At 61.7% G+C, this 23833-nt stretch carries 18 protein-coding genes; 11 read left to right on the forward strand and 7 right to left on the reverse strand.

The annotated features are described in order from the left end of the window. Positions 1-2: 2 nt before the first annotated feature. From AD659_RS21545 to AD659_RS21580, 8 genes are all read left to right on the forward strand, one after another. Entirely contained in the window at positions 3-1493 is a 1491-nt protein-coding gene (locus tag AD659_RS21545) for an alginate export family protein (RefSeq protein ID WP_053125242.1), read from the forward strand. Between the two features lie 26 nt (positions 1494-1519). Continuing rightward, positions 1520-3109, forward strand: coding sequence for a mannuronan 5-epimerase AlgG (gene algG / locus AD659_RS21550; RefSeq protein WP_053124918.1), 1590 nt, complete (start codon positions 1520-1522; stop codon positions 3107-3109). Between the two features lie 11 nt (positions 3110-3120). After that, on the forward strand, positions 3121-4572 hold the full coding sequence (locus AD659_RS21555) for an alginate O-acetyltransferase (RefSeq protein ID WP_053124920.1): 1452 nt from the start codon (positions 3121-3123) through the stop codon (positions 4570-4572). Between the two features lie 11 nt (positions 4573-4583). Then, on the forward strand, positions 4584-5720 hold the full coding sequence (locus tag AD659_RS21560) for a mannuronate-specific alginate lyase (protein ID WP_053124922.1): 1137 nt from the start codon (positions 4584-4586) through the stop codon (positions 5718-5720). Between the two features lie 213 nt (positions 5721-5933). Next, the gene (locus tag AD659_RS21565) at positions 5934-7499 is read left to right on the forward strand and encodes an MBOAT family O-acyltransferase (protein WP_053124925.1); all 1566 of its coding nucleotides are present in this window, start codon (positions 5934-5936) and stop codon (positions 7497-7499) included. An 11-nt stretch (positions 7500-7510) separates the two neighbouring features. Then, complete coding sequence (locus AD659_RS21570) at positions 7511-8686, forward strand: alginate O-acetyltransferase (protein WP_053124927.1); 1176 nt, start codon at positions 7511-7513, stop codon at positions 8684-8686. A gap of 14 nt (positions 8687-8700) precedes the next feature. Beyond that, positions 8701-9366, forward strand: a complete 666-nt coding sequence (locus tag AD659_RS21575) for an alginate O-acetyltransferase AlgF (protein WP_053124930.1) — start codon at positions 8701-8703, stop codon at positions 9364-9366. A 232-nt stretch (positions 9367-9598) separates the two neighbouring features. After that, on the forward strand, positions 9599-11050 hold the full coding sequence (locus tag AD659_RS21580; RefSeq protein WP_014340047.1) for a mannose-1-phosphate guanylyltransferase/mannose-6-phosphate isomerase: 1452 nt from the start codon (positions 9599-9601) through the stop codon (positions 11048-11050). Between the two features lie 72 nt (positions 11051-11122). Here the strand turns inward: AD659_RS21580 and AD659_RS21585 are convergent, their stop codons facing one another. Together AD659_RS21585 and AD659_RS30080 are read right to left on the reverse strand one after the other, a co-directional pair. Continuing rightward, positions 11123-13846: an RHS repeat domain-containing protein gene (locus AD659_RS21585; protein ID WP_053124932.1), complete on the reverse strand. Its 2724-nt coding sequence runs from the start codon at positions 13844-13846 to the stop codon at positions 11123-11125. Positions 13847-13991: 145 nt separating this feature from the next. Beyond that, complete coding sequence (locus tag AD659_RS30080) at positions 13992-15518, reverse strand: hypothetical protein (RefSeq protein ID WP_063680151.1); 1527 nt, start codon at positions 15516-15518, stop codon at positions 13992-13994. 201 nt (positions 15519-15719) lie between these two features. Between AD659_RS30080 and AD659_RS21595 the strand changes: the two genes are divergently transcribed. Further along, entirely contained in the window at positions 15720-16184 is a 465-nt protein-coding gene (locus AD659_RS21595) for a hypothetical protein (protein ID WP_053124934.1), read from the forward strand. Between the two features lie 34 nt (positions 16185-16218). Continuing rightward, positions 16219-17043: an SDR family oxidoreductase gene (locus tag AD659_RS21600; RefSeq protein ID WP_053124936.1), complete on the forward strand. Its 825-nt coding sequence runs from the start codon at positions 16219-16221 to the stop codon at positions 17041-17043. 196 nt (positions 17044-17239) lie between these two features. On the opposite strand, the gene AD659_RS21605 is transcribed toward AD659_RS21600, so the two are convergent. The 4 genes from AD659_RS21605 to AD659_RS21620 are packed head-to-tail and all read right to left on the reverse strand — an operon-like array spanning position 17240 to position 22121. After that, complete coding sequence (locus tag AD659_RS21605; RefSeq protein WP_053124938.1) at positions 17240-18103, reverse strand: efflux RND transporter periplasmic adaptor subunit; 864 nt, start codon at positions 18101-18103, stop codon at positions 17240-17242. A 10-nt stretch (positions 18104-18113) separates the two neighbouring features. After that, positions 18114-18314 (reverse strand): DUF1656 domain-containing protein, encoded by a 201-nt coding sequence (locus tag AD659_RS21610; RefSeq protein ID WP_003205331.1) that lies wholly within the window; start codon positions 18312-18314, stop codon positions 18114-18116. Continuing rightward, a complete protein-coding gene (locus tag AD659_RS21615) occupies positions 18304-20517 on the reverse strand; it encodes an FUSC family protein (RefSeq protein ID WP_053124940.1) in 2214 nt (737 codons plus the stop codon). The genes AD659_RS21610 and AD659_RS21615 overlap by 11 nt, the downstream gene beginning before the upstream one ends. 14 nt (positions 20518-20531) lie before the next feature. After that, the gene (locus tag AD659_RS21620) at positions 20532-22121 is read right to left on the reverse strand and encodes an efflux transporter outer membrane subunit (RefSeq protein ID WP_231987649.1); all 1590 of its coding nucleotides are present in this window, start codon (positions 22119-22121) and stop codon (positions 20532-20534) included. 346 nt (positions 22122-22467) lie between these two features. Between AD659_RS21620 and AD659_RS21625 the strand changes: the two genes are divergently transcribed. Then, on the forward strand, positions 22468-23436 hold the full coding sequence (locus AD659_RS21625) for a LysR family transcriptional regulator (protein ID WP_053124942.1): 969 nt from the start codon (positions 22468-22470) through the stop codon (positions 23434-23436). A 27-nt stretch (positions 23437-23463) separates the two neighbouring features. Here the strand turns inward: AD659_RS21625 and AD659_RS21630 are convergent, their stop codons facing one another. Next, positions 23464-23721, reverse strand: coding sequence for a hypothetical protein (locus tag AD659_RS21630; RefSeq protein WP_053124944.1), 258 nt, complete (start codon positions 23719-23721; stop codon positions 23464-23466). Positions 23722-23833: the final 112 nt, after the last annotated feature.

Consider the following 23833-nt stretch of genomic DNA (forward strand, 5'->3'; position numbering starts at 1 on the left):
TTTTGAAGCTCAACCCTTTTGTGCAGGCTGGTATTGGCCTGTCGTTTGCCCTGTTGTGGTCCAGCCCGAGCCTGGCGGCCCTGACTGATACCAAGAACTTTGGCCTGGAAGTGAAGATCACCGGCCAGTCCGAAGACGACCGTGACCTCGGCACCCAGAGCGGTGGCGACGTCAACGGTGTCGGCCTGGACCTGCGGCCGTGGGTCTACGGTGAAAGCGAAAGCGGCACCTGGAGCGCCTACGCCATGGCCCAGGCCGTGACGTCCAGCGACATCATCGAGACCGACACCCTGCAGCAGTCCGATGGCAGCACCCAGCAAACCGACAGCGGCGATCGCGAAGCCAAGAAAAGCTACCTGGCCATGCGCGAGTTCTGGATCGGCTACCGTGGTCTGACCCCCTACCCGGGCGAGCAGTTGAAGTTCGGTCGCCAGCGCCTGCGCAACGACGACGGCCAATGGCGCGACACCAACATCGAAGCCCTGAACTGGACCTTCGACACCACCTTGCTGCGGGCCAACCTCGGCGTGGCCGAACGCTTCAGCGAATACCGCACCGACCTCAAGGAACTGTCCCCCAAGGACAAGGACCGCCTGCACGTCTACGGCGACGTGGGCTACCAGTGGATGCCAGGCCAGTGGGCCGGGATCCGTGCCCACCACTCCCATGACAACGGCAGCCTCGATTACCCGACCCCGGGCGAAGCTACCGACACCCTGGACAAGACCGAAAACGGTGACTTGACCTGGCTGGGCCTGGAAGCCAACAGCGACGCCTACAACTGGCGCAACACCAACACCGTCAACTACTGGGCCAGCCTCACCGGCATGACCGGCGACCGTGACACCGTCAACCCGCTCAACGCCGACGGCACACGCCCAACAGAAGCCAAGCACAGCGACGACGTGGATGGCTGGGCCACCGACCTGGGTATCCGCCTGCGTCTGGACCCGCAATGGCAAGTCGGTGCGGCCTATGCCCGCGCCAGCGAGGACTACGAACAGAACGGCCTGCAAAGCAACCGCTCGAACTTCACCGGCACCCGCTCGCGCGTGCACCGTTTCGGCGAAGCGTTCCGCGGCGAAATGGCCAACACCCAGAGCGCCAGCCTGTTCGGTTCCTGGCAGTTGCGTGACGAATACGACGCCAGCCTTGTGTACCACAAGTTCTGGCGCGTGGACGGCAACAAGCCGGTGGGCAGCAACGGCATCAACGCCGTGGAAAACAACACCGACGACGTGACCGGCGCCATCCTCTCCACCTCGACCCTGCCGCTGCGTGATGGCGACAAGGACCTGGGCCAGGAAGTCGACCTCGTCGTCACCAAGTACTTCAAGCAAGGCCTGCTGCCGGCCGCGCTGAGTCAGTCCATTGATGAGCCGTCGGCGCTGGTGCGCTTTCGTGGCGGCGTGTTCAAACCAGGTGACGCCTATGGCAAAGAGGTCGATTCGTACATGCATCGCGCCTTTGTCGACGTGATCTGGCGCTTCTGATGCGAATGGCCATGGGAGTGCCCGATATGAACCGCTACCTCAGGAACAGCCAGGCGATGAAAGGTTCGATCAGCCTGTTGGTCGCAGCGATGCTGCTGGCCGGCTCGCCGGCGTTCGCCAACGTTGAACCGGTGGTCAAGCCGGGCAACGTGGCCAAGGAACTGCAACAAGCCAAGACCTATACCGTCAGCAGCGCGCCGACCGCACCGCTGGAGCTGGCCACGCCGACCCTGCCCGACCTCAAAGGCTATACGGCCGAAGCGGTCGCGGCCAAGATCGTGCGCAGCAAGCCCGGCAAGGTCAGCGTGCGTCGGATGATGCAGGAAAACGCCTTGAAGGACTTCATCGGCGGCGACAACAAGATGGCCGAGTGGGTCGTGCGTCAGCACGGTATCCCACAGGCCATTTTCGTCGACGATGGCTACATGAACTTCAAGGAACTGGCCAAGAAACAACCCAAGTACATCATCGAAACCTCGCCAGGTGTCTACCTGGCGAAGATTCCGATCGTGGTCGGCCAGAAAGGCATCTTGGAAATCGACAAACAGACCCAGGAATTGCGCCTGTCCCAGGAGGGCGGCGCGTTCTTGATCAACGATGGCCGGATGTTCATCCGCGACACCAAGGTCACCGGCTGGCGCGAAAAGGAAAACGGCCCTGCCACGTTCCGTTCGCCCAAGGAATTCCGTCCGTTCCTGCTGGCCTGGGGCGGCACCGAGACCTACATCGTCAACACCAAGATGGCGAGTTTCGGCTACGCCAACAGTAAGTCGTACGGGGTGAGTATTTCCCAGTACACGCCGAACATGGCCAAGGTCCTCAAGCGCCCGGAACCGACCGGCTGGATCATCGGTTCCGAGTTCTCGGACATGTGGTACGGCTTCTACTGCTACGAAACCAACGATTTCGTGGTCAAGGGCAATACCTACAAGGACAACATCGTCTACGGCATCGACCCCCACGACCGTTCCCATCGGCTGATCATTGCCGACAACACCGTCTACGGGACCAAGAAGAAGCACGGGATCATTATTTCCCGTGAGGTCAACGACAGCTTCATTTTCAACAACCGCAGCTATGACAACAAACTCTCGGGCCTGGTGATCGACCGTAACAGCGTGAACAACCTGATCGCCTACAACGAGATCTACAAGAACCACACCGACGGCATCACGCTGTACGAGAGTGGTGACAACCTGCTGTGGGGCAACAAAGTGATCAGCAACCGCCGCCACGGCATCCGGATTCGTAACAGCGTGAACATCCGCCTCTACGAAAACGTGTCCATGGCCAACGGCCTGACCGGTCTCTACGGCCACATCAAGGACCTGTCCGACACCGACCGGGACATCAAGCTCGACCCGTTCGATACCGAAGTGTCGCTGATCGTGGTCGGTGGCGAATTGGCCGCCAATGGCAGCGGCCCGTTGTCCATCGACTCGCCCCTGAGCGTCGAGCTGTACCGCGTGTCCATGCTCGCGCCGACCAAATCCAGCGGCATCAGCTTCACGGGAATCCTTGGCGAGCGCCAGGATGAAATTCTCGACCTGCTGGTGCGCCAGCAGAAAGCCGTGCTGATCGACCCTGTCGAACGCCAGACCGAAATGCGGGACTGAGGATGACCTTTATGAACCCACAGATGATCAAACTTTTGGGCCTGTCCGCCCTGACTGCCGGCATTCTCGCCGCTGCAAGCGGCGCCCGCGCCGATGACATCAAGGCACCGAGCTTCACCGCCGAACCGTGCTGCAACCTGTGCCCGGCGGCCCATGACGCGAAGAACTACACCACGCGCTACCAGCAGAACTTCACCACGCTGGTACAAGCCCAGGGCGACTGGCTGTTCCGGACCCAGGAAGACCTGCGTACTGAATTCAACACCACCCCGGCCGGCTACAAGCGCTTGCAACAGTTGCACGATGCGTTCAAGGCAAAAGGCGTCGAACTGGTGCTCGTCTACCAGCCGACCCGGGGCCTGGTGAATCGCAACAAGCTCAACCCACAGGAAAAAGCCGCTTTCGACTATGAGAAAGCCCTGACCAACTACAAATCCATGCTCGGCCGTTTCGCCCAGATGGGTTATGTGGTGCCGGACCTGTCGCCGCTGACCAACGAAAACCTGCCCGAAACCCTGCCGGCCCACGATTTCTATTTCCGTGGCGACCAGCACTGGACCCCGTACGGCGCCCAGCGCACCGCCAAGGTCGTCGCCGAGAAGGTCAAGCAGATCCCGGCCTTCGCCGACATCCCCAAGCGTGAGTTCGAGACCAAGAAGTCCGGCCGCATGGGCAAGACCGGCACCCTGCACAACATGGCCGGGCAGCTATGCGGCACCAGCTATGCGATCCAGTACATGGACCAGTTCACCACCGAGCCTAAGGGCGAAGCGGGTGACGGCGACCTGTTCAGCGATTCCGGCAACCCGCAGATCACCCTCGTGGGCACCAGTCACAGCGGCAAGAACTACAACTTTGCCGGCTTCCTGGAAGAGGCCATCGGCGCCGACATCCTCAACGTCGCCTTCCCTGGCGGCGGCTTCGAGGGCGCGATGATCCAGTACCTGGGCAGCGAAGAGTTCCAGAAGAACCCACCGAAGATTCTCATCTGGGAATTCTCGCCGCTGTATCGCCTGGACCAGGAAACCATTTACCGCCAGATGATGGCGCTGCTGGACAACAACGGTTGCGAAGGCAAGCCGGCACTGATGAGCAGCAAGACCGCGCTCAAGCCGGGCAAGAACGAATTGATGGTCAACAGCAAGAACATGGATCTGCGTAACGGCAGCCACCAGGTCGACATCCGCTTCGCCGACACGTCGGTGAAAACCTTGCAAGCCACCCTCTGGTACATGAATGGGCGCCACGAGGATATCAAGATCGAAAAACCGGATACCTCCGACACCGACGGGCGTTTCGCCTTCCAATTGCGCACCGACGAGGACTGGGCTTCGCAGAACCTGCTAGCCGTCGAAGTCCAGGGCCCTGAAGCCGGTAAAGAGCCACTGCAAATCGAAGCGAAAGTCTGCAAACGCAACGCATCTCCGCAAGCCGGGCAACAAACGGCTCAAATCGGACAATGAGGTTTCGTCTCATGACCAGTACCACGCGCACCCGAACGTTGAAAACGCTGCTGGCGCCCTCCCTGCTGACCCTGGCGATGTTCGCCGGGGCCACGCAGGCGGCGGCCCCGCTGCGCCCGCCACAGGGTTACTTCGCACCGATCGAGAAGGTCAAGGCCGGCGAAGCAGCCAAAGGTTGCGATGCCACGCCGACGCCCTACACCGGTTCCCTGCAATTTCGCAGCAAGTACGAGGGCTCCGACAAGGCCCGCGCGACGTTGAACGTGCAATCGGAAAAAGCCTTCCGCGACAGCACCGCCGACATCACCAAGATCGAGCGAGGCGTCAGCAAGCAAGTGATGCAGTTCATGCGTGACGGCCGCCCCGAACAACTGGAGTGCACGCTGAACTGGCTGACCGCCTGGGCCCAGGCCGATGCCTTGATGTCCAAGGACTTCAACCACACCGGCAAGTCCATGCGCAAATGGGCGCTGGGCAGCATGGCTTCGGCCTACGTACGCCTGAAGTTCTCCGAGTCCCGGCCATTGGCCAATCACCCGGAGCAGGCACAATTGATCGAAGGCTGGTTCAGCCGGATGGCCGACCAAGTGGTCAGCGACTGGGACAACCTGCCGCTGGACAAGACCAACAACCATTCCTACTGGGCCGCCTGGTCGGTGATGGCCACGTCCGTGGCCACCAACCGCCGCGACCTGTTCGACTGGGCCGTCAAGGAATACAAGGTCGGCGTCAACCAGGTCGATGCGGACGGTTTCCTGCCCAACGAACTCAAGCGCAAGCAACGCGCCCTGTCCTATCACAACTACGCCCTGCCGCCCTTGGCGATGATCGCCAGTTTCGCCCAGGTCAACGGTGTCGACCTGCGCCAGGAAAACAACGGTGCGCTCAAGCGTCTGGGTGACCGGGTGCTGGCCGGAGTGAAAGATCCGGACATCTTCGAAGAGAAAAACGGCGAAGAACAGGACATGAAAGACCTGAAGGTCGATTCGAAATTCGCCTGGCTCGAACCGTTTTGCAGCCTCTACACCTGCTCCGAGGACGTGCTGGAACGCAAGCACGAAATGCAACCGTTCAAGACCTTCCGCCTCGGCGGGGACTTGACCCGGGTGTATGACCCTTCGCGGGAGAAAGGCGAGAAAGGTAGTTAAGACTCAACACATTTCCTGTGGCGAGGGAGCTTGCTCCCGCTGGGGTGCGTAGCGCCCCCAAGCCTGACGATGCGACTGCTTCGCAGCCGAGCGGGAGCAAGCTCCCTCGCCACAGGTAAGCAAGTGTTCGAAATGCAATAACCCCCCGGTTTTGATGGGGGGGTTTGGGGGGGCTCTGGCCCTTGACTGTTGATTCAACATGGAGAGATCGGGATGGTATTTTCATCCAACGTGTTCCTGTTCCTGTTCCTGCCGATCTTTCTCGGCTTGTACTACTTGAGCGGGCAACGCTATCGCAACCTGCTGCTGCTGATCGCCAGCTACGTGTTCTATGCCTGGTGGCGGGTGGACTTCCTCGCGCTGTTCGCCGGCGTGACCCTGTGGAACTACTGGATCGGCCTGAAAGTCGGCGCCGCCGGTGTGCGCACCAAACCGGCCCAGCGCTGGTTGTTGCTCGGCGTGGGCGTGGACTTGGCCATCCTGGGCTATTTCAAATACGCCAACTTCGGCGTGGACAGCCTCAACGCCATCATCACCGGCTTCGGTCTCAACCCGTTCATCCTGACCCACGTGCTGTTGCCGATCGGGATCTCGTTCTACATCTTCGAGTCCATCAGCTACATCATCGACGTCTATCGCGGTGACACGCCGGCAACCCGTAACCTGATCGACTTCGCAGCGTTCGTGGCGATTTTCCCGCACCTGATCGCCGGCCCGGTACTGCGTTTCCGCGACCTGGCCGACCAGTTCAACAACCGCACCCACACGCTGGACAAGTTCTCCGAAGGCTGCACGCGCTTCATGCAGGGCTTCATCAAGAAAGTGTTCATCGCTGACACCCTGGCGGTGGTGGCCGACCATTGCTTCGCCTTGCAGAACCCGACCACGGGCGATGCCTGGCTCGGCGCACTGGCGTATACCGCGCAGTTGTACTTCGACTTTTCCGGCTACAGCGACATGGCCATCGGCCTGGGCCTGATGATGGGTTTCCGCTTCATGGAAAACTTCAAGCAGCCCTACATCAGCCAGTCGATCACCGAGTTCTGGCGCCGCTGGCACATCAGCCTGTCGACCTGGCTGCGCGACTACCTCTACATCACCCTGGGCGGTAACCGCAAAGGCACGCTGATGACCTATCGCAACCTGTTCCTGACCATGCTGCTCGGTGGTCTGTGGCACGGCGCGAACATCACCTACGTGATCTGGGGTGCCTGGCACGGCATGTGGCTGGCCATCGAAAAAGCGGTGGGCATCAACACCACGCCACGCAGCATCAACCCGATCCGCTGGGCGCTGACCTTCCTGCTGGTGGTGATGGGCTGGGTGATCTTCCGTGCCGAGAACCTGCACGTGGCCGGTCGCATGTACAGCGCCATGTTCAGCTTTGGCGACTGGTCGCTGTCGGAACTGACCCGCGCCAACCTCACCGGCCTGCAGATCGCCACGATGGTGGTGGCCTACGTCACCCTCGCCTTCTTCGGCCTGCGGGACTTCTACACCAACCGTCCGCCGATCAAGACCAAGCCTGAGGTCAATACCGAGGCCAACGGCCCGGCCACCGCGCAACCGGGGATGATCAAGGCCGTGCCGGGTGACAACCCAGCGACGATCCACGAACCGGGCTACACCGTCGGCGTCGAGGCCCAGGTGCAACCGGCCTACTGGACCGTGGACTGGTCACGCTACGTGATGCGCGCCCTGGTGCTGCTGTTGTTCATTGCTTCGATTCTCAAACTCTCGGCGCAAAGCTTCTCGCCGTTCCTTTACTTCCAGTTCTGAGGGATCTGAACATGACCCGCTCATTACGCATCTTTTACATCACGCTGTTCATGCTGATTCTCACAGCGCTGGGCCTGTGGTCGATGCGCAGCTTCTTCGGCTTCAGTACCAACCCCGACGCGACCGTGCTCAACGGGCGCTGGGCCAAAGCCGTGGAAACGCACTACGACGAAGAGTTTCCGATCAAGCGCCTGGGCACCAATATCTGGGCCGCGCTGGACTACAAGCTGTTCAACGAAGGCCGCAAAGGCGTGGTCCTGGGCCGTGACCAGTGGCTGTACAGCGACGAAGAGTTCAACCCGATCGTCAACGAAGAGCTGAACCTGCAAGGCAACTACGCATTGATCGAAGGCGTGCGCCAAAAGCTCAAGGAGCAAGGCATCACCCTGGTCATGGCGATCGTGCCGGCCAAGGCGCGGCTGTACCCCGAGCACCTGGGTGAAGTGAAGCCTTCGAGCATTCACGCCAACCTGTACCAGGACTTCCATGCCCGTGTGGCAGCGGACAAGATCGTCGCCCCTGACCTGCTCGCCCCGTTGCAACAGGCCAAGCAAAGCGGCCAGCAAGTGTTCCTGCGCACCGACACCCACTGGACGCCGGAAGGTGCGCAAATTGCTGCGGAACATCTGGCCAAGGCCATTGCCGAACGCACACCACTCAATGGCGAACCACAGCGTTTCGTCACCGAGGCTGCGGAAAAAATCATTCACAAGGGCGACCTGCGTCAGTTCCTGCCGCTGGATCCGCTGTTCGAAAACCTGATGCCGGCCCAGGAGCCGCTGGTCAAGCGCAACACCCGCGAAGCCGACGACCAGCCGGCCGGCGACGACGCGCTGTTCGCCGATGCCCAGGTGCCCGTGGCCCTGATCGGCACCAGCTACAGCGCCAACCCCAACTGGAACTTCGTCGGTGCACTCAAGCAAGCCCTGCACAGCGACGTCGTCAACTACGCCGAAGACGGCCATGGCCCGATTCTGCCGATGCTCAGCTACCTCAAGAGCGATGCCTTCAAGAACAGCCCGCCACAGGTGCTGATCTGGGAGTTCCCTGAACGTTATCTGCCCGTGAACAACGAGATCGGCGACGCCGATCCACAGTGGGTCGCCGAACTCAAGCAGGCCGGGGCCCGCCAACAGAACGTAGCTGCTAACACACAATCCGAGACGCCCGACCGGGCGCAAAACTGAAAGAGAGGTCCACCATGACTTTCAACACTACTCCTCGCCGTCTCGCTGCTCGCTCCTTCAAGGCCGTTGCCCTCGTCGCCAGCATGAGCGCCCTGTCCCTGTCCGCCTTTGCCGGTGACTCGGCCCTGTATGGCCCAACCGCGCCAAAAGGCTCGAGCTTCGTGCGGGTGTACAACGCCAGCAACGCCGAAGTCAGCGCCACCGTCGGCAGCACCAACATCAGCGACGTAGCCCCCCTGGCCAGCAGCGACTTCAGCTTCATGCCCGGTGGCGACTACAGCGCCAAGGTCGGCAGCCAGACCGTGCCGGTGAAACTGGCCTCCGATCACTATTACACCCTGGTCAACAACGCCACCGGCCAGCCGCAACTGATCGAAGAACCACCGTTCAAGAACAAGCAGAAGTCCCTGGTCCGCGTACAGAACCTCAGCGACAAGGCACTGACCCTCAAGACCGCCGACGGCAAGACCGAAGTGGTGCCGAACGTGGCCGCCAAGGGCCGTGGCGAACGTGAGATCAACCCGGTGAAAGTGTCCCTGGCCCTGTTCGAAGGCGACAAGAAAGTCGGCGACCTCAAGCCTGTGGCCCTGGAGCGCGGCGAAGCGGCCGTGCTGTACGTGACCGGCTCGGGCAGCAGCCTGTCGCCAGTCTGGGTGAAACGCCCAGTGTCGACCCGCTGATGAATTCACCTGAGGGCTGAACGCCTATTTGTGTAGGAGCTGCCGCAGGCTGCGATCTTTTGATCTTGATCTTTCACTTGGGATTCAAGTGTTAGGGGAAAGATCGCAGCCTCGCTTCACTCGTCAGCTCCTACAGCAAAGGTCAGCCATTCGGGTACGGAACAACAACAAGAGAGTGAAACGACAGAACGCAGTAGCTCTAACAACCATTTCGCTTCAAGGAGTAACAAACATGATTCCGGTGATCTTGTCAGGTGGTAGTGGCTCACGTCTTTGGCCGCTTTCGCGCAAGCAATTCCCTAAACAGTTCCTGGCCCTGACCGGTGAACACACCCTGTTCCAGCAGACCCTCGAGCGCCTGGTGTTCGAAGGCATGGACACGCCGATCGTGGTCTGCAACAAAGACCACCGTTTCATCGTCAACGAGCAACTGAGCGCCCGTAAGCTCGAAACCCAACGTATCCTGATGGAACCGTTCGGGCGCAACACCGCACCGGCCGTGGCGCTGACCGCGATGATGCTGGTCAATGAAGGCCGCGACGAGTTGATGCTGGTGCTGCCGGCCGACCACGTGATCGACGACCAGAAAGCCCTGCAACGCGCCCTGGCCCTGGCCACCGTGGCCGCCGAGCGTGGCGAAATGGTGCTGTTCGGCGTCCCGGCCACCAAGCCGGAAACCGGCTACGGCTACATCAAGTCGACCAACGATGCGCTGCTGCCCGAGGGCGTGAGCCGCGTCTCGCACTTCGTCGAAAAACCCGACGTCAAGCGGGCCACCGAGTTCGTCGAGGCCGGCGGTTATTTCTGGAACAGCGGCATGTTCCTGTTCCGCGCCAGCCGCTTCCTCGAGGAGCTGAAAAAGCACGATCCGGACATCTACGACACCTGCCTGCTGACCCTGGAGCGCAGTGAGCAGACGGCCGACACCATCACCTTCGACGAAGCCACCTTCGCCTGCTGCCCGGACAACTCCATCGACTACGCCGTGATGGAAAAGACCCAGCGTGCCTGCGTCGTACCGCTGTCGGCCGGCTGGAGTGATGTCGGCTGCTGGGCGTCGCTGTGGGAAGTCAACGAAAAAGACAGCAACGGCAACGTCACCAAGGGCGATGTAGTCGTCCAGGACAGCCGCAACTGCATGATCCACGGCAACGGCAAACTGGTGTCGGTGATCGGCCTGGAAAACATCGTGGTGGTCGAAACCAAGGACGCCATGATGATCGCCCACAAGGACAAGGTCCAAGGCGTGAAACAGATGGTCAACACCCTCAACGCACAGGGTCGTACCGAGACCCAGAACCACTGCGAGGTCTATCGTCCGTGGGGTTCCTATGACTCGGTGGACATGGGCGGGCGCTTCCAGGTCAAGCACATCTCGGTCAAGCCGGGCGCATGCCTGTCGCTGCAGATGCACCACCACCGTGCCGAACACTGGATCGTGGTCAGCGGCACCGCTGAGGTGACCTGCGACGAGAACGTGTTCCTGCTCTGCGAAAACCAGTCGACCTACATCCCGATCGCGTCGGTCCACCGCCTGCGCAACCCGGGCAAGATCCCGCTGGAAATCATCGAAGTGCAGTCCGGCAGCTACCTGGGCGAAGACGACATCGAGCGTTTCGAAGATATCTACGGTCGCTCCACCCCGATCGAACGCGGCGTGTCGGTGAAGACCATCGCGCAGTAACGATCAGCAGAAAAGAAGTCTCATCCAGCCCACTGCGTCCCCTATCCGCAGTGGGCTGGACCCTTCTTCAAGTCAGACTTTCAAGGGCTGCTTGGCACTGAATTTGAGATTCTTCCACTTAAGCTTGGACGTAAGCACACGGGAGCTGTCCAGCTCAATGGTCCGGCCCAATCTCGCCGCCGCGATAAAGCGATGATGGCCATCTTTCAGGGTAATGATTTTTGCCTCGCTATCGTATGCGTAAGTCGGAGTTCCCAAGCCGACCTTGAGCGCTGCTTGATCCTTGGCCTTGATTAAAGCAACCGCACGCTCACGTTCCGCACCTTCCAATACGTGAAATTTTTCATACTCCTTGATGCCTGATTCATTTGCCCAGTCTTGGCTCGGTAACAACTCGTACCCTCGTGGCCATTCAGGCAGGCTTTTTCCTTCGACCAGATCGAACTTTTTCTTAAAAGTCACGACCAGACGCTCCACAGACACCTCCAATCCATTTCGCATGATTTTCGCCGGCTTGAAACTCATCGAAACGTCGCTGGTTGAAAGCGCTTCCTCGCCCGACTCCGTAAACTCAAGTGGACGGAAAGCAATTCCTGTCGGGAGTGTTGATGTGCTGCCATTTTCCCCCTTCTCAGGGGTATTGGCAAAAGTGGCGGGTGGAGGACCCACTGCTGTTCGGCTTTCGAAACGGCTCTTGAGATTCGCATAAGTGGCGGGTGGGGGAGCCTCTGCTGTTTGGCTTTCGAAACGGCTCCTGAGAGCGCTGACGGATCTTTTTTTCGCTACCCCCGATGCAACGGCTCCATTGCCCGTTTCCACCGGCATGAGCCCGTCATCATCAAACCAACCCACCGGGTTATTTCTGACCATCCGATACCTGTTCAAACCATCAACCGCCCCCGCCGGATCCGGATTCATCCATCGTTGCAGCCAAGGCGTGTAATACCTGAACCCGTAGTAATAAAGCCCCGTGGCATCCCGCTCCTTGCCCGAATAACGAACCGTCTTGTAACCCACCTCGATCGCATCATCTCCTGCCAGGGAAGCTGTTTCGCCAAACGGATAAAAATGCTCACGGCTGATGATCCGCCCGTCCAGGGCAAGCTCCATGCAGACCGAGCCCAGATGATCGGCCATGCTGAATCGGTAGCCATCGTTTTCCCCGGTCGGCGGTGCGCTTTCCCAATGCAACACCCGGACATCGCTGAGCCCGCCTTCGGCGATGACCACCTGTAGCGCCTCACCCGTGCCGCTGTCGGCACGCAGCTCCAGCCCCGGCAGATAGCGCACCTCGGCGGTCAGCGTACGGGTGCCGGTCTGCAGCGTGCGCAGCTTGCGCACACGTTGTCCGCCGCTGTCGTAGACGTATGCCTCGCGGTCGTTGAGTTCCGAGGCGCGCTCGATGGGCGTGACCGAACCCAACTGGTTGCGCAGGTCCCAGGCCAGGAACCGGCCCGCGTCCAGTTCCAGGCCATTGCCCCGAGCATCGAACGCCGCGGCGATTTCGTCCTCGGTGGGCGGCACGCCATTGCGGTACGGCAGGCAGCGATTGCTATAGCGAGCCGCTTGGATGTCCCGACCATGACTTTGTGCCCCTACGTGAACCAGCGCCAACAGATTGCCGCCTTCGTCATAGCGGTAGGTCTGCTGGTAATTGCTGACCGCCGCCGGGTCGTTGTGCCCCAGCGAGTCGGGCCCTTGGTTCGCCGAGCCCGCCTCCCAGCCGGTGGCTTTGATCAGTTGATAGAGACTGTCGTAGACAAAGCGGCTGATCGGGTCGATGCGCTGGTTGGCAAAGTAGCGGACCGCCAGGGCGGCGTCCTCGATGCTCAACACATTGCCCATCGGGTCATAAACGTAGCGCAAGTGTTGCAGTACCTGGCCGGCACGCACGGCTTGGCGCTCCGCCAGGCGCCCGTCTGCTGGGCTGTAGACAAGGGTGGTTTGCACGCCGTTGCCAGCGGTTTCCCCCTCGATCTGCCCAAGGGCATCGTAGCGAACATCGCTCACCAGCCTCTGCCAATCGCCCTGCCCCGCCAATAGCAGTTGGCTGCCGGACAGCCGGCCATCGAGCGTGAGGCGTTGACGTTGTCGATTGCCCCGGGCGTCGACTCGCTCCAGCACATCGCTCAGCGGCCCAACACGCCACGTCGAAACGGCAGCGCTTCCAGGTTCAAGGAGTTGTTCGCGATCGGATTCCGGCTCCGGCCAATCGGGCAAAGCCGCATCGAGCAGGTAACGGCGGTTCTGCATGAGGTTTTGCCCGGTCAAGGCAAACGACGCCAGTAACAACGTACCCGCCGTGTCGTCGTGACGGATCAGTTGGCCATACTGGTTGTGGTCCTGATCGCCGTGGCCCGGGTCACCGTAAGCCAGGCGCTCGGTACATCGGCGCGGCTGCCCGTCGCCCTGCTCGAACACCGCCACGGGGCGAAGCGATTCGTCATAGAGCACATCGCGCTGTGTCCCTCGACTGTCCCAGCCCTGCAGTCCTTCCTCGGCGAGACCCGGCAGATCGATCTGCCGGCCGGCATCGACGCCGTCTGCGCGCAGCGTGACGCCGGACAACGAATAAATCGCCGAAAGGTTGGTGGGCGCCGATTCGTCACTGTCCTGCATGGCCCACAACCGTGGATCCCACTGTTTCACCGCGCGCCCGGCGAGGTCAAAGAGGCTGCGGTTGATACGCCGCTGCGCCAGGTCGTTCTCCAGGCTGCGGCAGTAATCGACCGAACGAACCGGCCTACTGCGCGAGTCGACGGCTACCAACGTCGGCGTTCGATAATCCATGCCCATCTGTAGGAGTCCCGTGTAGTGCCAGGGTATCGCGGTCCATCTAACCAACGGGTCTGCAAGGCTGCCAACTGTCAGATATGACAGTGGCGACCGACGGCATACCGCGGCACCGCTGGCCCTGGACCGGGGACTCGATGGGCTCGGCTCAAGGCGTGCGCAGAACGGCCACCGAGCAGAGCCTCCAGTCGGCAGGTCGGGAATAGACGGTCCCGTGGTCGATCATCAACGTGTAATAGTTGCCCGAGTGATGCGCCTGTGCCGTCCAGTAATCGGAAACCCGGGGATCGAAATTCTGGTCGGCATCGAAAGCACCGATGGGCCAGCCATACCCCCGCACCATATCGCCCCACTCGGGATACAACGCGCCGGGGTAGCGAAGCAGGTAACCGTTGCCCAGTTCATACGCCTGGGACAAGGCTGCGCCATGGCTGATCGAGTAGTTGTAGGCCGCGCTCCAATTCATATGACAGGCCAGCGCGGTAAACCATAACCTTGGCTTGGGCAGGGTGTATTGCGCGCTCTGCTGGCGTGCGTCCCTGATGGTGAACGTCCCCTGTGTATAGCCCCTGAGGGTAATCTCACCGGTGCCGGGATCGATGGGCATCTGTTGCGGGTCGGCACTGCTGAAGGCATACGGCGGCGTCCCACCGATGACATTGAGAACCAGCCGTCCTCCGCTGAATCCGGTGTAGGGAAAGCCGCTGTCAGCCGCGAATGTAAAAGTGTCGCCCCGAGGCGAGGCGGTCAGGGAACTGACGCGCAGGATTTTGCTGCGCTCGTCAAATACCTGATCCCTCGGATCGAACGAAAACGAAGCCTTGTGCGCCGGGGTCGCAGGCAAGTCGATACGTATGATGGGCCGCCAAAGACCGCTGTGTTCATAGAAATCCTGTTGGTCATATTGGGCGAATCTCAAGCCATTCCCTACGTAGTAGAACGCCTGGATCGGCAACTGCGGGGCAATATCCCGCGGCCAGGTGGCAAGCATCAGTTCATTGCGGCTGTGGAACGCAACAGCATTGTGCAGTTGCATGGCACGAAGGGCTTGATGGAACGAGTCGGCTGCCGCGTCATTCATCTGGTCACGTACATCGAAGCTGCATTGGTAGTAACTCTGGACCACACCTGGTTGGTTCGTGTGGGCCAGCCACTGCTCTGCTGAGGTAATGCCCTGCGATTGACAGCGCCGGCTCTGCTGCGGGTAGCTGCGGTGAGCGCCACACCCCGGATTGTCCCGGTCGAGAGTGGCGCCATCGATGGGGAACACGCAGAGAATTTCAATCTTGCGCTTGTCGGCTGGCATGTCCAGAACCGGATAGAAAATGAAGCCGTGATCGTACGTGGAGTCGATCTGCCGGAACTGCGAATCCTGCCGCAGGTATGAGAATGATACGGCTCCTTTTTCCTCGGCAATGGGACTGGGATTCCAGGCGTTGTAGTCGGTCGAGTGAATCGTCCCCCTGAACACAATCCCGGAGCAGAGAAACGCTGGCGTGGAGGCACTGCCGCAGTTGATGCGAGTGTCGGCATAACGCGCCGCCAGCGCCGATGCGGTAGCGGTCCCGTCTTGCTCCAGCTGCGCGAGGCTTGAAGGGTCGGACACATGACTGGTTGAGCGGTGCAGGCATCCGGTGACCAGAATGCATAACACCTGCATCAGGATGAACTTCATCAGAGCTCCCCTGTTTCGGCTGGCGCGTGGGGCGCAGCAACGCCGTCCATTTATTCAGGGGCTATTTCAAACGCAGGGCCGTCCCACGGCAACTGTCAGAAATTACAGTGCTGACCAACGGGACCACTCCCTGTCCTGCGGATGTCCATTCAAGCGTCTCTTCGATAGGATGGTCGCCACGACTTCACGGAGTTTTGATCCATGCTCATTGGCGTGCTCCTCGTTATCACTTGGCTCATCCTGCTGTTGCGCTACCCGGCCAAGGCCTTGCCGGTCTCCCTCGCGGCGTTCATCGGGCTGGGACTGGTCGCTGTGTGGGTGCTCTGGCAGGAAAGTCGCGAGACCCGGCAACTGGAGCGCCTGGAACTGCGCATCAGCTATGCCCCCGGACAGTGCCCCGCCGACCGACCGCTGTCACTGACCCTGAAGAACAACAACGACGTGCCGCTGCTCGAACTGCGCTGGCGGGTCGCGGCCTATGCACCGGGCGACACCATCAACCTGGCCGACAGCCCCTACGACGCACCACGCTACCGTGGCCCTGGCGAATTGCAGGCCGGCGCCGACTGGCAGGACTGCCTGCCCCTGCCGCCCCTGCGTCCGGGTTATCGCCCGCAAACCCTGGAGTTTCGCGCCGAGCGCTTGCACGGCAGCTTCTCCAACTGATTGCCTCCCCCCTTTTTTGCACAAGGAACGCGCCATGCCTGTTGCGTTGATCACCGGATGTTCCAGCGGCATTGGCCGCGCCCTCGCAGAGGCCTTCAAGGCCGCGGGTTATCAGGTCTGGGCCACGGCGCGCAAGGCTGAGGACGTGGCGACACTCGCCACGGCCGGGTTCACCGCCGTGCAACTGGACGTCAACGACGGCCAGGCGCTGGAGCGGTTGAGCGAACGGATCAACCAGCAGCAGGGTGGCCTGGATGTACTGGTCAACAATGCCGGCTACGGCGCCATGGGCCCGCTGCTGGATGGCGGCGTGCCGGCCATGCAACGTCAGTTCGAAACCAACGTGTTCGCCATCGTCGGGGTCACCCGGGCGCTGTTTCCGGTACTGCGTCGAGCCCGGGGGCTGGTGGTGAACATCGGCAGCGTGTCCGGGGTGCTGGTCACGCCGTTTGCCGGCGCCTACTGCGCCTCGAAGGCGGCGGTGCATGCCCTGAGCGATGCCTTGCGCATGGAGCTGGCGCCGTTCGGCATCCGCGTGTTGGAGGTCCAGCCTGGCGCGATCGCCTCCAGCTTCGCCAAGAATGCCGGCCACGAAGCCGAACAATTGATCAGCGAACAATCGCCTTGGTGGCCCTTGCGCGAGGGCATCCGCGCCCGGGCCAAGGCCTCCCAGGACAACCCGACGCCGGCCCACGAATTCGCCGCCGCGCTGCTCAAGGCCGTACAACAACCCAAGCCACCCCGCCTGCTGCGACTGGGCAATGGCAGCCGGGCGTTGCCGATGATGGCCGGGTGGCTGCCCAAGGGATTGCTGGAGAAGGGGTTGATGAAGCGGTTTGGGTTGGGGAAATCGCTGTAATCAATGCAATTGGGCTTTTTGCTGTTGTGGTGAGGCTGAACTTCAACTCCTGTGGGAGCGAGCCTGCTCGCGAAGGCGTCGGTTCATCCAGCATGTGTGTCGACTGACTCACCGCTATCGCGAGCAGGCTCGCTCCCACAGGGGATCTGTGGTGTCTATCAAATCTCGCCATCACCCCCACAAATGATGCAATGCCTCAGCGCTTGCCGTGGGGTTCCACCACCACCGTGCAGGTCATCCCCGCCGCCAGCAGCAGGCCTTCCGGCACTTCATCCAGATGAATACGCACCGGCACCCGCTGGGCCAGGCGCACCCAATTGAAGGTCGGGTTCACGTCGGCGATCAACTCACGGCTTTCGGGGTTATCCCGGTCGTAGATGCCACGGGAGATGCTGTCCACATGGCCCTTGAGCACCTCACCGCTCATCAACTGCAACTGCGCTGAATCGCCGATCCGCACCTTGGGCAATTTGGTTTCTTCGAAGAAGCCATAAACCCAGAACGAATTCATGTCGACCACGGCCATCTTCGCCTCGCCGATGCGTGCATAGTCGCCGCGGTGCACGTTGAGGTTGGTGACGTAGCCATCCACCGCCGCGCGCACGTCGGTGCGTGACAGGTTCAACTCCGCGGCTTCCAATTGCGCCTGGGCCTGCTGGTAATCGGCCAGGGCCGAGTCGGCGATGTTGCTGGCGTCGTCGCGGTTTTCCCGGGAGATCACCAGGCTGTCCAGGTCGGCACGCCGATGGGCGTTGACCTTGCGCATTTCCCAAGTGGCCTTGCGTGACGCCACCAAGGAGCGGGCCTGTTTCACGGCGATGCGGTAATGCGCGGGGTCGATGCGCATCAGCAGCTCCCCCTTTTTCACCCGTTGGTTGTCGCGTACCGGCACCTCGACCACTTCGCCGCTGACATCGGCGGCGACATTGATGATGTCGGCCCGCACCCGGCCATCACGCGTCCAAGGTGTGTTCATGTAATGGACCCACAGCGTACGGCCGATCCACAGCGCCAGGGCCAGTACCAACAGCGTCGCCAGCAGGCTGAAAAACTTTTTCATCGCATCGATCTCAACGGTAGACCGTCAGCGCCAACGCGCCGAACAGACAGGTGAACAGACTCAGGCGCAACAACGCCGGGTGCCAGAAGAAGCGGTACAGGTCCAGCCCCGACAGGAAGCGGTCCAAGGCCCAGGCCAGGCCGGCGGCGATGAAGAACATCAGGGTCATGGTGGGCATGTACACGCCATGGAAGGCGATCTCACGGGGCATGTTCAGGTTCCTGGGGAAGCGGTGTGGCACGCGGCATGGCATGCGGTATGACATAGCCGGCCAAGGGCGATTGCGGGTCCAGCAAAGAGGTGCGGATAAAGTGCAGGTAGCTTTTCACCCGACGCAGGGCCGAGGTATCGAAATGCGGGGCGAAGGGTTCGTCCGTGGCCTGCACGCGGCCGATGGCATGGTCCACTGCCACCAGGGCACGCTCCAGATTGCTCGGGTTCGGTTGACGGAACAGCCGCACCAACGCCCGCCCCATTCCCCGGATCGCCTGGCGCCACGGCTGGCTCTCGGCATACGCCGGGTGCACCGGCAGGATCGCCTGTTCCTTGCGCAACTCGATAATCGCGTGGCCGACTTCCAGCACCACGAACATCCAGCGCAGCAGGTCCCGTTGCACCCGAGGCTGTCCCGCCGCCAGCCCGTAGGCCTGATGCAGCAAGTCGCGGGTACGGCTTTCGAAACCCGAGGCCAAGCCCTTGAGCTTGCCGCTGATGGCAAACACCACTTGCTCGCGCAGGTCCTGTTCCAGTCGGCGCCACAGCCAGCGGCTGTTAGGCGGCAGGATGATCGCCCCGGCGGCGGCGCACACCAGCATGCCGAGGATCATCGCGATGTAGTCGTTGATGAAGACGTAGGGGTTATAGACTGTCAGGTTGTCCGGCACCGAGCCGGTGCAGAAAAAGATCAGCAGCCCCAGCCCAACCCCGGCGTACTGGGGGCGTGAACTGAGGAACGAGCCCAACATGATCACCGGTGCGAGCATCACACAAAGCAGCGGGAAACCGTCGATCAACGGGAAGACGAAGAACATCTCGACAAAACCTATCAACGCCCCGAACAACGTGCCGCAGGCCATCTGGAAGGCCATGCGCTTGGGATTTGGCGTCGCGGCCGACAAGCCCACGGTGGCGGCGGCGATCATCGTCATGGTCGCGCCGCTCGGCCAGGCCGTGGCGACCCAGTAGCTGCCCAGCAGCACCAGGATGAAGGCGGCGCGAACACCCGATGCCGTGGCGGCCAGCCAGTTGGTCTGTGGCACGAACGGTTCGTCCCAGCGCTCGCGTTCGTGGCGATGTTCGGCCAGGGACGCGTGGGTCTGGGCGTAGCCATGCAGGTCATCGACGAAGCGATAAAGCAGTTCGTAGGCGGTGTGGAAATCCAGCAGTTGCTCATCGCTCGGCGCGGTGTCTTGAAACAACACCCGCAATCGCCGCACCAGGGCCGGCAAGTCGGCCTTGTACTCGGCCAGCGCCGCCGCCAGACGGGCCGCATCGACGTCGGTCAGGGCGCGGCCGCTGAAACCGTCGAGCAGTTCGGCGAGGGTTTGCAGGCCAGGCTTGATCGCGTTGACCACGTGATCCGCCGCGCTGCTGCGCAGGCGCTCAAGCAACTGGTGCAAGGCGTTGAAGCGGGTGGTGATGCCCATGAATTCGCTGTTCAAGCGACTGAGCCGGCCATTGCGCCGACGCATGTGCGGGTCTTCGAACACGGTCACGCTGCGCAGGCTTTCCAGGCCCACCGCTTCGGCAATGAAACCCACATTGCGCGCTTCGAAGGCCTCCCGCTGGCTACGCCCACGCAGACCATCGGTGACGAACAGGGCGAACACCCCGAAGCGCTGGTACAAGGCATTGCGCATGGCGGCACTGGCGGTTTGCGGCAGGATCGCGGCGCTGACAACGGTGGCGCAGAGAATCCCCAAGGAAATTTCCAGCACCCGCCAGACCGCCGCCATGAAGGCACCGTCCGGATGAGCCAGGGCCGGCAGGCCGATCATCGCCGCAGTGTAGCCGGCCAGCACGAAACCATAGGCGCGGAAGTTGCGATAACGCGCCGCTCCCGCCGAACAGAGGCCAACCCAGATCGCCAGGCACGCGAGAAACGGTTCGGTGTGCTGGGCAAACAAAGCGATCAACGCCACCATCACCGCCGAGCCGGCCAGGGTACCGAGCAAGCGATAGAAACTCTTGGCGAACACCTGCCCGCTCTGGGGCTGCATGACGATGAACACGGTGATCATGGCCGTACGTGGTTGCGGCAGCTCCAGGCGCATCGCCAGCCACAAGGTCAGGAACGCGGCGAACAGGACCTTGAAGATATAGACCCAGGTCACCCCGTCGCTGCGAGCCCAGTCGAAGAAACCACGGCGCCATTCGAGGCGGTGAAGTCGGCGCACGGGGGCAAGGAAAGACATCCCAAAAAGCCTACTCAACATTGTGGCGAGGGAGCTTGCTCCCGCTTGGGTTGTGCCTTGTCGGAGCTGTGTAGGAGCTGCTGAAGGCTGCGATCTTTTGATCTTTTCGCTGGGGACTCAAGTGTCGGGGGAAAGATCGCAGCCTCGTTGCACTCGACAGCTCCTACAGCCTCCAGTCCACCGCCCAGCGCCGTCACCAAATCGGCATGGGCACTCAACCGGGCCGCCTGCACCTGCTGTTGCACCTGTTGCTGCTTGAACAACAGGCTTTGGGCATTGAGCACGTTGAGGTAATCGGTGAGCCCGCGCTGGAACGCCACCATTGCGATGTCGTAGGTGCGCTGGGCCGCAGCCTCCGACTCGGCGGCGAAATCCTGCTGTTTATCCAGGGACTGGCGGCGGATCAACTGATCGGAAATACCCTTGAGGGCATTCACCAACGTCTGGTTGTAGTGCGCCACGGCGATGTCATAACCGGCCGCGGCTTCGCCCAACTGCGCACGCAAGCGCCCACCGTCGAAGATCGGCAAGGTGATCGCCGGCCCGACGTTGTAGCTGAGCTTCTTGCCGGTCAAGAACTCCAGCGCCCCGCCGCCGGTGGCCATGTAGCCGAGGCTCCCCACCAGGTCGACGTTGGGATAAAAACCGGCCCGGGCCACCTCGATGCCCCGGGCCTGGGCCGCCACTTGCCAGCGCCCGGCCACCACATCCGGCCGCTGGCCAAGCAGTTCGGCGGGCAAGGCCGACGGCAGCTTCAAGGGGGCGCCGAGAGCCAGGGTCGGGCGTTGCAACTGCGCGCCCGCGCCCGGCCCTTTTCCCGCCAGCGCCGCCAACTGATTGCGGCTCAAGGCGATGGCTTCGTCCAAGGCGTCGAGTTGGCGATGGGTCTCGGGCAGTGGCGCCTGGGCCTGGCTGACTTCGAACTGAGTGCCTATGCCGCCGTCCAGGCGCTTTTTCGCCAGGTCGAGAATCTGCTGTTGCTGATGCAGGGTCGCGGCGACGATATCGCGCTGGGCGTAGTGCAACGAAAACTGGATGTAGGCGCGCACGATGTTGTTCTGCAATTCCAGTTGCGCCTGGCGTGCTTCAGCGACGCTGACGTGGGCCAGGTCAACCGCCCGTTCGCTGGCATTACGCTCACGGCCCCAAAGGTCCAAGGCATAACTCAAACCCAGGGAAGCATTGTTGTCCCAGGTCGTGGTGTCGGCCAACTCGCCCGGGCCGTAGAACTGATCGGTGGGCCAGTCATGGCGCTTGAGGGTCGACTCACCATTGACCTGCAGCGACTCGGCGGCCTCGGCAACACCGGCCATGGCCTTGGCCTGGCGCACCCGGGCGGCGGCCATGGCCAGGCTCGGGCTGCCCTGCACGGCCAGGTCGATCCAGCGATCCAGTTGCCGATCGCCATAGGCTTGCCACCACTGGCGGGTGGGCCAGCGGGCGTCGCGGGCGGCCTCGCGGATGGCGGCATCGGTCGCCAGTTGGTCGGCCGGCAATACCTGGCCTTGCGGCGCAATGCCGCCTGTGCCGATGCAACCGCTGATGGTTAATGTCAGAACCCAAACACTGAGAGTCTTCAGCTCTCTGCTGATGCAACGCGGCACTGGCGCAAAATTCCTGAAAGGGCATGACGACGAGGATGGCTGCCTGTTAACGCAAAACCTGTGGGAGCGAGCCTTTTTGGGAGCCGAGCTTGCTCGCGATGGGGACGACACGGTTTAAACTGCAAGACCGCGTCATCGTTCATCGCGAGCAAGCTCGGCTCCCACAAAAGCGCTCCCGCAGCAATCAACAGGTCCAGGATTGGCGGCAATTCTAGGCACCGCCCTCCCCGGCGATAAGCCGACCTTTCTGCGAATCTTTGTTACCGTTAACGCGATAATCCATTAGTCGGGTCCCGCAGCTCTGTAACTTCATGTCACAATTTGCCACCTCCCAAGAGAGCCCTCCATGGACACCTTGCAAAACATGCGCGCGTTCAGTTGTGTGGCCGAAGCCGGCAGTTTCACCGCCGCCGCCGTGCAACTGGACACCACCACAGCCAACGTCTCGCGTGCGGTTTCCAACCTGGAAGCCCACCTGCAAACCCGTCTGCTCAACCGCACCACTCGGCGCATTGCGTTGACCGAGGCGGGTAAACGCTACTTGCTGCGTTGCGAACAGATCCTGGCTTACGTGGAAGAAGCGGAAGCCGAGGCCAGCGATGCCCATGCGCGACCGGCCGGGCAGTTGAAGGTCCACACCATGACCGGCATCGGCCAGCATTTCGTAATCGACGCCATCGCCCGCTACCGCAAGACCCATCCGGACGTGACCTTCGACCTGACCCTGGCCAACCGGGTGCCGGACATCCTCGACGAGGGCTACGACGTCTCCATCGTGCTCGCCAGTGAACTGCCGGATTCGGGCTTCGTCTCCCAACGCCTGGGGATCACCTACAGCATCGTCTGCGCGTCACCCGCCTACGTGAAAGCCAGCGGCTGCCCGCAGAAACCCAGCGACCTGCTCAACCACGCCTGCCTGCGCCTGGTCAGCCCGGTCATCCCGCTGGAAAAATGGGTGTTCGACGGCCCGGAAGGCCAGGAGATGGTCACCATCAACAGCTCACCGTTCCTGGTGAATTCCGCCGATGCGATGAAAACCGCAATCACCAGCGGCATGGGCGTGGGGGTGCTGCCGGTGTATGCCGCCATCGAAGGCTTGCGCAACGGCACGCTGGTGCGGGTCATGCCCAACTACCGCTCCCAGGAACTGAACCTCTACGCCATCTACCCCTCGCGCCAGTACCTGGATGCGAAGATCAAGACCTGGGTCGAATACCTGCGCGGCTCGTTGCCGGAAATCCTTGCGGCGCACCAGGCTGAACTGACGGCTTACGAATTGAGTGGCAGCCTGGCAGGCACACGGGGCGCGAACTGAAGTCGTGCCCGTGCGTGAAGGATGAATTCAGCGCTTGCCCATGGAGCGGCGCGTGCCGGGAGGCGCGGCGCCCGGGGTCTTGGTATGGCCATTCTTCGCGCCGTTCTTGTACCAAGGCTGTTGCCCGGCGCCCTTGGCCGCCGCCAGTTCACCGGGTTTGAACGGGAATTTGAAGGCTGGGATCGCCGCTTTGACGTCCTCGCTGTTGGAAACATCGCTGTCCGTCTGGCCAGACGGTTCGCCTTGCGAGCCTTCGTCCGCAGGCGATGGTATTGAGGAAGTCATTTGAATTATTCACTTGAGTAGGACAACAACCCGTGGCGAGGGAGCTTGCTCCCGCTGGGCTGCGAAGCGGCCCCATCCCTGTGAGCGCTTCGCACTCAAGCGGGAGCAAGCT

Source organism: Pseudomonas thivervalensis (assembly GCF_001269655.1).
Classification (GTDB): Bacteria; Pseudomonadota; Gammaproteobacteria; order Pseudomonadales; family Pseudomonadaceae; genus Aquipseudomonas; species Aquipseudomonas thivervalensis.